This window comes from Atribacterota bacterium (genome assembly GCA_028703475.1).
GTDB lineage: Bacteria > Atribacterota > Phoenicimicrobiia > Phoenicimicrobiales > Stramentimicrobiaceae > JAQVMU01.
The window spans coordinates 1-8,537 of record JAQVMU010000070.1 but is presented as its reverse complement, the minus strand read 5'-3'; the positions used below and the strand labels follow the sequence as shown (position 1 = coordinate 8,537).

Here is an 8,537-nt window from a genome sequence, read left to right as displayed (position 1 = left end):
TTGCCCTGGGCACTATTCCCATGGCAACCATTGCCAGAGTAACGCGTTCCAGTATGCTGGAGGTCTTGAGACAGGATTATATTCGTACTGAAAGAGCCAAAGGCCTTTCGGAAAGATTAGTTATTTATAAACATGCTGTGCGCAATGCCTTAATTCCCGTAGTAACAGTTATTGGATTAAATTTTGGATTGCTTCTGGCTGGGGCAATTTTAACCGAAACTGTTTTTTCCTGGCCAGGACTGGGACGTTATGTAGTGAAAGCAGTTCAGATGAGAGATTATCCTGCTGTTCAAGGATGCGTACTATTTTTTGCTTTTATTTTCGTTATTGTAAATCTAATTACAGATTTAATCTATGTTTATATTGACCCTAGAATAAAATATCAATAATCAGGTAGTTTTAATGGAAGAAAATATTCAAATTAAAAAAGAGACCACTTTTGGTGAATTAACACGTCGCCTGAAATACAACAAATCAGCTGTATTTGGTCTAATAATTGTACTTTTTATGGTCTTTTGTGCAATTACTGCTGATTTTATTGCTCCTAATGAGCCCTTTCCTTCTCCCCCTGTTTTGTCAAATAAATTAAAACCAGGATTTTGGAGCGATAAGGGTGCAGAAGGAATGCCTCTGGGGTCAGATGGCCTTGGTAGATGTATTCTTAGTCGTATTATTTATGGAGCCAGAGTAAGTCTTACAGCCGGCTTTGTAGCTGTTGGAATTGCAATGGTTTTAGGTATTACCTTTGGTGTTTTATCCGGGTATTTTGGTGGCTGGGTTGATGCAGTTATTATGCGCTTTGTTGATATTATGTTTGCCTTTCCTGCTTTATTGCTGGCTATAGTTATTGTAACAGTAGTGGGACAAGGCTTGGAGAAGGCCATGATTGCCATAGGGATTGTCTATTCACCACAAATGGCCAGAATTATCCGAAGCTCAGTTTTGTATATTAAAGAAATGGAATATATCGAATTTCAAAAAGCAATTGGTTCAAGCCATTGGAGAATTATTATTAGTCATATAATTCCTAATAGTATTGCTCCTGTTATTGTATATGGTACCTTAATGCTGGCAACTGCTATTTTAGATTGCGCGGCACTTGGTTTTTTAGGCCTGGGCGCACAACCTCCTACACCGGAATGGGGAGCAATGTTATCAGATAGTTATTCTTATATAGTAAGCGGAGCCTGGTGGGCCGCAACTTTTCCGGGGATAGCAATTTTGTTGTCTGTATTAGGGTTAAATCTATTAGGGGACGGATTGAGAGATATTTTGGACCCAAGGTTAAAACAGTAGGTATATAGTTATTATAGAAAAAATAAATATTATGAATAAAAAGAAAGAATTATTAAAAGTAAACAATTTAAAGACATCTTTCTTTACTCATGAAGGAATAGTAAAAGCAGTTGATGCTGTTAGCTTTTCCCTGAATAAAGGAGAAACATTGGGAATTGTTGGAGAATCTGGCTCAGGCAAAAGCGTAACAGCTTTATCTATTATGCGTTTGATTCCACAACCTCCGGGTAAAATAGTCAGTGGTGAAATAATCTTCGAGGGTAAAAACCTGTGTACTTTAAATGAAAGAGAAATGCGTAAGATTCGCGGTTGCAAAATATCAATGATTTTTCAGGAACCAATGACTTCCCTGGACCCTGTTTTCACTATCGGACATGAAATTGTCGAGACCATTTTATTGCATCAGAATCTTACAAAAAAAGGAGCTTATGAAAAAGCGGTTCAGATGCTTGAGGTAGTGGGAATTCCCGATGCTGATAAAAGGATGAAAAATTATCCTCATGAGCTATCCGGGGGTATGCGTCAGAGAGTTATGATAGCCATGGCTTTATCATGTAACCCGGCTTTGTTGATAGCAGATGAACCTACTACCGCACTGGATGTAACTATACAGGCACAAATTCTTCGCCTGATGAATGAATTAAAAAAAGAATTTAATACTTCTGTACTAATGATTACTCATGATTTGGGAGTAATCTCTGAAATGTGTGATTATGTGGCGGTAATGTATGCCGGTCATATCGTAGAATATACCGATATCTATACTATATTTGAGAAATCATTACACCCTTACACCAGGGGATTAAATAGATCTATCCCCAGAATGGATAAAGAAACAAAGGTTTTAGATACTATAAAGGGAGTTGTGCCTAATTTACTTCATCTTCCGCCAGGTTGTCCATTTGCTTCCAGGTGTGATTACGCTTACGAAAGATGCTTTAAAGAGATGCCGGAATTAATTGAGGTAGAGCCAGATCATCTGGTTAAATGTCACCTGGTTGAAGAAGAATATATTACAAAGAAATAAACAATAGGCTATATTATGAAAAAATTGATAGAAGTTAAAGATTTAAAAAAATGGTTTTATGTAGGTAAAAATGGAGCAGGGAAAAGAAAAGCCTTACGTGCTGTTGATGGTGTAAGCTTTTTTATTAATAACAGAGAGGTAATGGGTCTGGTCGGCGAATCGGGCTGTGGCAAAACAACCTGTGGCAAAATGCTGCTAAGAATTATTGATCCAACATCAGGTTCCATATTTTTTGATAATGAGGAAATAACAAATCTTGATAAAAGAAGAATGCAGCGTTTTAGACGCAGGATGATGATTATATATCAGGATCCTTTTGGTTCGCTTGATCCCAGGATGAGGATTGGAAAGGCCATAGCAGAACCTTTGGAAGTACATAATATTAGTTCTCCCAGGGAAAGAGAAGAAAAGGTTATTGAATTAATGGAAAAGGTTGGGTTGTCTTCTGATCAAATCAATCGATACCCCCATGAATTCAGCGGGGGACAACGCCAGCGAATAGGCATTGCCAGGGCATTGGCTACTAATCCTGAATTTATTGTTGCAGATGAATCAGTTTCAGCCCTGGATGTATCAATACAAGCCCAGATAATTAATCTTCTGAAAGAATTACAGGAAGAATTTGGATTAACATTATTATTTGTTGCTCATGATTTAAGTGTAGTGAAACATATCTGTGACAGAGTAGCCGTAATGTATCTGGGTAAAATAATGGAAATGGCTGACAAGAAATCTCTTTTCAGCAATCCTAAACATCCTTACACTCAGGCTTTACTATCTGCAATACCGATTCCAGATCCAAGACAGAGAAAAAAACATGATATATTAATGGGCGATGTTCCCAGTCCTGTTAATCCACCTGCTGGTTGCCGCTTTCATACCCGTTGTCCGAAGGTAATGGATATTTGTAGGTTAGAAGAGCCACTATTAAAGGAGATAAGTCCGGGTTATTTTGTTGCCTGTCATCTTTACAATTAGAAGATATTCTTGGAATATCTTCTAATTGAGTTTTTAGTTTTTTGTTTCTAGTTTTTAGATAAAGAAAATTACAAACAAGAACAAAACCAATATTTGAGAAAGTTAGTATTATTATACAAAATCCTTCTAATGAGTATAATAAATAATATTATTTTTGATAATATTTTAGAATATAACTCAAGAAATCACAAACTAATAATATTATGATTTAATGGTCTGGTTGTTGATAAGATGCATCCTTAACATGTTTAATGCCTTGCGAACAGAACGTAATCTAATAGTATGACGATCTTTTCGAAGATGATGTTTTTGAACAACTATTTGTCTTATGTCCGACAGAGCAATATAGACTAAACCCACAGGCTTGTCTTTACTTCCACCATCCGGTCCTGCTATTCCCGTAATACCTATTCCAATGTCACTGAAACATTTTTCCCGGACACCCTCTGCCATAGCCCTTGCTACTTCTTCACTTACTTGTCCATATTTTATTATAGTTTCATGAGGTACTCCAAGTAGCTTTTCTTTAATTTCACCATCATAGCTAATAATGCCGCCTTTAAAATAATCGGAACTGCCGGGAACTGAAGTAATTGTTTCACCTAACATTCCACCGGTACATGATTCTGCTACTGCTAAAGAAAGACCTTGTTTTTTGAGCATAATACCGATAATTTCTTCCAGTGATTGCTGGTTAAATCCAAAGATATAGTCTCCTAATATGTCTTTTAATTGTTCAGTGGCTTCATCTAATATGGTTGTAGCCTCTTGAGAGGTTTTTCCAACAGCATTTAACTGGATTTGGATATCTTCGGGGCTTGCATAAATGCCTGTGTTTAAATGTTTATTTTTATATATAAAATCCTTAATTTTATCATTTACAGTTGATTCCCCCAAACCACTAATCCTGATAATCCTGGATTGTTTCTTTTGAATATCCGGAAATCTTTTTTGCAGAAAAGGAATTATTTTATCTTTCATTAAATGTTTCATTTCCAGAGGAACCCCCGGTAAGGCAATTATAATGCGGTTATCTTTTTCCAAAATAATAGCAGGCGCGGTTCCATAACTGTTAATTATGCAATTTGAACCTTCGGGAAGAAAAGTCTGTTTAAGGTTACTTTGTGAAATATCAATATTTATTCTGTTTAGTATTTTAATCATATGTGCCTCGGCTTCCGGATACTTAACCAGGTTAAGATTAAATGCTCTGGCAATGGATTGGAAGGTAATATCATCTTCTGTAGGCCCCAGGCCTCCGGTAGTAATGATTACCCGAGAGCGCTCATATGCAACTTTGAGTAAATCTATTAATTCTTTTTCATCATCTCCTACAGCTGAAACATGTCGTACATAAAGGTTAATTTCTTCTAATTTTTTTATAATATAATTGGCATTAGTATCAACAATATTGCCACAAAGAATTTCATCACCTATACTGATTATTTCTGCATCCATTATTTTGTTCCTTTCTTCTATTAGTCCTGTTATTATGATTATAACTTAATAAAACATTTTACCAAACAAGTTGTCTATTTTGCAAAGACTATTTCTTTCTTTCTGGAAAGAAAATTTATCTATTGCATTTTCAGTAATTTTAGCTTATAGTACTGCCAGAATTGTAATTTTAACTTTATTGAATATAATTATTGTTAGCAAGAAAGAGGAATTATAAATGATTGACATTATTAATGATATTCAAAATTTAAATCCAATTATCTGGGCTTTGTTTATATTTTTGTCCAGAGTAGTTGATGTTTCTCTAGGTACTTTTCGTGTGCAAATGATTGTCAATAGGAAAAAAATTGCTGCAGGAATAATTGGCTTTGTTGAGATTCTAATTTTTATTCTTGTTGTATCTAAAGTTATTCAGGATATTGGTAATTGGATGAATGTGCTTGCTTATTGCGCAGGTTTTGCGGCCGGCAATATTGTAGGTATCAGCATCACTGAAAAATTCTCACATGATATAATATCAATCGGGGTTATATCCAAAGACCATTGGCCGGAGATTGAACAACGCCTAAGAGAAGAGGGATTCGGAGTGACCCGTAACCTGGGATATGGCCTACAGGGAGAAATACAAGTTTTAAGAATCATCACTTCAAGAAATTTATTTCCTAAGATTCGTGACATTGCACTGGAATACGATCGTAAAGCTTTCATTACTTCTTATCTTATTGTAGGTAAATCCGGTGGGTATATGTATAATGTTAAGAGCAAGATATGAATATAAATATACTATCCATTTTGCCTTCTCATAATTGCTTCAAGATGTATCGGCTTATCAATATCAAGTGCTATTTCAGGATCTGCCAGTATAGCCTTACCAGTATAGCTCTTTAAATAATGAGGAACAAGTTTTTCCAGGTCCCTGATTGAAAGATATTTTTTTAAATATTTTATTACAAATCTTTTCCCCAAAATCCTTGCCATTTTTAAAGGATGTTTGCGAAAAATAATAAACTGTTCAATCACTTCTGCGCAATCAATTATAACCCGTGGGTTTACCATAAAAATGTTTCCCCCGGTGAAAGAACCTTCGACAAGATTAGCATATATCCTTCTTAGATTAGAATCAGGAAAAAATTTTGTATAAGTATCTTTATTTATAATAGAATAATAGATATCAAATCCGGAACTAATCAGACAATTTTTAATAAAACTATCAATATGCTTACTTGAAGCTAATGGTATGTCACTTGTGGTGATTAAGATATATGGTTCATCTTGCAATTTATAGATGCCATTCTTCAGGGTATCTATGAGAGTCTGGCCGGATGGGATAACTGCATCAACTTGTGGGTATATTAAATTATTCACTTGTTCAGGACCAGCTACATATATTTCTGAGATATATCTGGAACCCCTTAATATTTTAACTATATGGTAAATAATTGGTTGAGAGTTCATTTTATTAATAGTCATTAAAGCTTTATATTCCTGGTTAGTAACCCTCTTTAATTCATGTTTTGTTTTCCCTCCTGCTAATAAAAGAGCCTTTATATTTTTTATCACGGTAATTACCCCGATTTTGTTTGTTTCTCAGATGAAATATTATATAATCTTATATATGTTATTATAGTATACAGGATATTACAATATATGGTTACAAGAAATAAAATATCAAATAATTAAATTATTATTCTCATTAATTAGATTGATTAATTGTCAAATTATTATTTTTTAATGATTAAAATAATTTTTTTGGAAAATAATAATGAATAATCCTAATTTTAATAATGTATTTTATTACTCTATAGTTAAAACAGCATTAGGCTGGATTGGTATTGCTGGTAACCAGGAAGGTTTGAGAAGATGTGTTTTACCCGAAAACACAAGAGAAAGTGTTTTGTTAGAACTAAACAGATATTTACATCCACGCCAAAAATTGATTCAGACAGATGACCAATTTTTTTCTGTAGTGATAAGAATTAAGGAATATTTTGACGGCAAGGTAGTTCAATTTGATAAAGATGTTATTAATTTAGAAGGTTATACATATTTTCAAAAGAATATTTTGCAAAAAACCAGGGAAATACCTTATGGGGTTACAAAAACATATAAATTGTTAGCCAAACATGCTGGTTATCCAAAAGCTTATCGCGCTGTGGGAGGAGTAATGAGAATTAATCCGTTGCCACTAATAATTCCATGTCACCGGGTGATTGGAAGCTATGGAAAGTTAACCGGCTTTTCCGCAACCGGTGGACTGGAACTTAAGAGAAAGATGCTTGAATCAGAAGGTGTTTTCTTAAAGAAAAGCAGGATTAATTAATAATATTTGGAGTTTTTATGGAATTGATTTTTCAAGGAGGATTGAGATTTATAGAGAATATTCAGCAGGTGCAATCCTCTTTCTTAATCAGTTTATTTCAATTTTTTACAACCCTCGGTAATGAAATATTTTATTTAATATTTTTTCCTTTTTTGTTATGGTGCATTAATTTTAAATTAGGTATCAGAATTGGTATCTTGTTCTTGATCTCTGTTTATATTAATTCTATCATGAAAATGATATTTCAACATCCTCGCCCATTTGAATTATTGCCGGTAGTTCAGCTTTATCCGGCAGAAGGTTTTGGTTTCCCCAGTGGACATGCCCAATCCTCCATATTGGTATGGTGTAGTATAGCCTATTACAGGCAGCAAAAGATAATCTGGTACCTGGCGGTTTGTTTGGCGTTTCTGATTGGCTTATCCAGAATCTATCTGGGAGTTCATTTTCCTCATGATGTTGTGGGTGGGTGGATTTTAGGCGGATTTATTTTCTATATCTATCACTATAAATTAAAATCCCAAATAAAAAATGCAAAAATATCCAAAATCAGTTTTATTAACAGACTTATTCTAATTGCCTTTTTACCAGTTATTTTAGTTATTTTACCAAATACAGGTGACATTATCATTGTCATTTCCGTTTTAACCGGTGCAGGATGGGGAATAGTCTTTAATCAAGAGTTGCTTCATTTTCAGGGGACCAGTGGAACTATCAAACAAAGAGTATATCGTTTTTTAGTTGGGATACTGGGAGTAGTTATTTTCTATTTTGGATTGAAAATTCTTTTTCCCAAAACAGGTCATTCCTTATATTTTATCTTTTATTTTATCCGTTATGCTATACTTGGTTTGTGGATGACCGCGGGGGCGCCCTGGGTTTTTTCAATGTTAAAGATAGCTGGAGAATTTGAGGAGATGAGTAGTTGAATAATAAAAAGTTTAGAATTCTTATATGTTTATCAATCTTATTTTTGGTATGTATTATCTACTTTAACATAAATGCAATGGCTAATATCTATGTGATAAAAGACAAGCAGGGAAATACTGTTCGGGTAACCAATCAACACCAGATGTTAAAAGAAGAAAAGGAATCTGGTTATTCTATAACTATATTAATTGAAGGTAAAAAAAGGTCTTCATCGCAATCACAATTCAAAAACTATAATTTTAAAGAAAATATTGATTGGATGAAATGCGAAAATATAGCTCAGCTTATTGAACAAAAGATAAAAAGTAAGACAGAGAACGAGCTTGATTACCCGGTTTATCAAGTCTTGGCAACTGCCTATACTCCTGATGAACTATGCTGTGCTCCTTTTGCAGATGGCTATACTGCCACAGGTTATCCTGCAGGGTATGGAAGTATTGCAATTGATCCTGATTATGGTATGTTTAAATATGGTGATGTGCTTTATGTAGAAGGATATGGCCTGGGAGTGGCTGATGATTGTGGAAG

10 protein-coding genes are annotated in these 8,537 nt (G+C 34.4%); 8 read left to right on the top strand and 2 right to left on the bottom strand.

Translation table 11 applies throughout. The features are described 5' to 3' along the window. The 4 genes from PHQ99_07105 to PHQ99_07090 all read left to right on the top strand — a co-directional run. A partial coding sequence (locus tag PHQ99_07105) for an ABC transporter permease (GenBank protein ID MDD4289337.1) occupies positions 1 to 389 on the top strand: 389 nt, incomplete at its 5' end. Positions 390 to 402: 13 nt separating this feature from the next. Beyond that, the gene (locus PHQ99_07100) at positions 403 to 1,296 is read left to right on the top strand and encodes an ABC transporter permease (protein MDD4289336.1); all 894 of its coding nucleotides are present in this window, start codon (positions 403 to 405) and stop codon (positions 1,294 to 1,296) included. A gap of 31 nt (positions 1,297 to 1,327) precedes the next feature. Continuing rightward, on the top strand, positions 1,328 to 2,323 hold the full coding sequence (locus PHQ99_07095; protein ID MDD4289335.1) for an ABC transporter ATP-binding protein: 996 nt from the start codon (positions 1,328 to 1,330) through the stop codon (positions 2,321 to 2,323). A gap of 15 nt (positions 2,324 to 2,338) precedes the next feature. Continuing rightward, complete coding sequence (locus PHQ99_07090) at positions 2,339 to 3,301, top strand: ABC transporter ATP-binding protein (protein ID MDD4289334.1); 963 nt, start codon at positions 2,339 to 2,341, stop codon at positions 3,299 to 3,301. Positions 3,302 to 3,502: 201 nt separating this feature from the next. Here the strand turns inward: PHQ99_07090 and PHQ99_07085 are convergent, their stop codons facing one another. After that, positions 3,503 to 4,759: a competence/damage-inducible protein A gene (locus PHQ99_07085; protein ID MDD4289333.1), complete on the bottom strand. Its 1,257-nt coding sequence runs from the start codon at positions 4,757 to 4,759 to the stop codon at positions 3,503 to 3,505. 217 nt (positions 4,760 to 4,976) lie between these two features. On the opposite strand from PHQ99_07085, the gene PHQ99_07080 reads away from it, so the two are divergent. Beyond that, positions 4,977 to 5,531 carry a DUF5698 domain-containing protein gene (locus PHQ99_07080; protein ID MDD4289332.1) on the top strand — a complete coding sequence of 185 codons (555 nt, stop codon included), beginning with the start codon at positions 4,977 to 4,979 and terminating at the stop codon, positions 5,529 to 5,531. An 11-nt stretch (positions 5,532 to 5,542) separates the two neighbouring features. Here the strand turns inward: PHQ99_07080 and PHQ99_07075 are convergent, their stop codons facing one another. Next, entirely contained in the window at positions 5,543 to 6,319 is a 777-nt protein-coding gene (locus PHQ99_07075; protein ID MDD4289331.1) for an NTP transferase domain-containing protein, read from the bottom strand. A 202-nt stretch (positions 6,320 to 6,521) separates the two neighbouring features. Here PHQ99_07075 and PHQ99_07070 point away from each other — a divergent pair, with 202 nt between their 5' ends. From PHQ99_07070 to PHQ99_07060, 3 genes are all read left to right on the top strand, one after another. Beyond that, positions 6,522 to 7,079, top strand: a complete 558-nt coding sequence (locus tag PHQ99_07070; GenBank protein MDD4289330.1) for a methylated-DNA--[protein]-cysteine S-methyltransferase — start codon at positions 6,522 to 6,524, stop codon at positions 7,077 to 7,079. 17 nt (positions 7,080 to 7,096) lie between these two features. Further along, entirely contained in the window at positions 7,097 to 8,008 is a 912-nt protein-coding gene (locus PHQ99_07065) for a phosphatase PAP2 family protein (GenBank protein ID MDD4289329.1), read from the top strand. After that, positions 8,005 to 8,537 (top strand): hypothetical protein (locus tag PHQ99_07060; GenBank protein ID MDD4289328.1); only part of this gene is annotated, 533 nt, incomplete at its 3' end. The genes PHQ99_07065 and PHQ99_07060, both read left to right, overlap by 4 nt.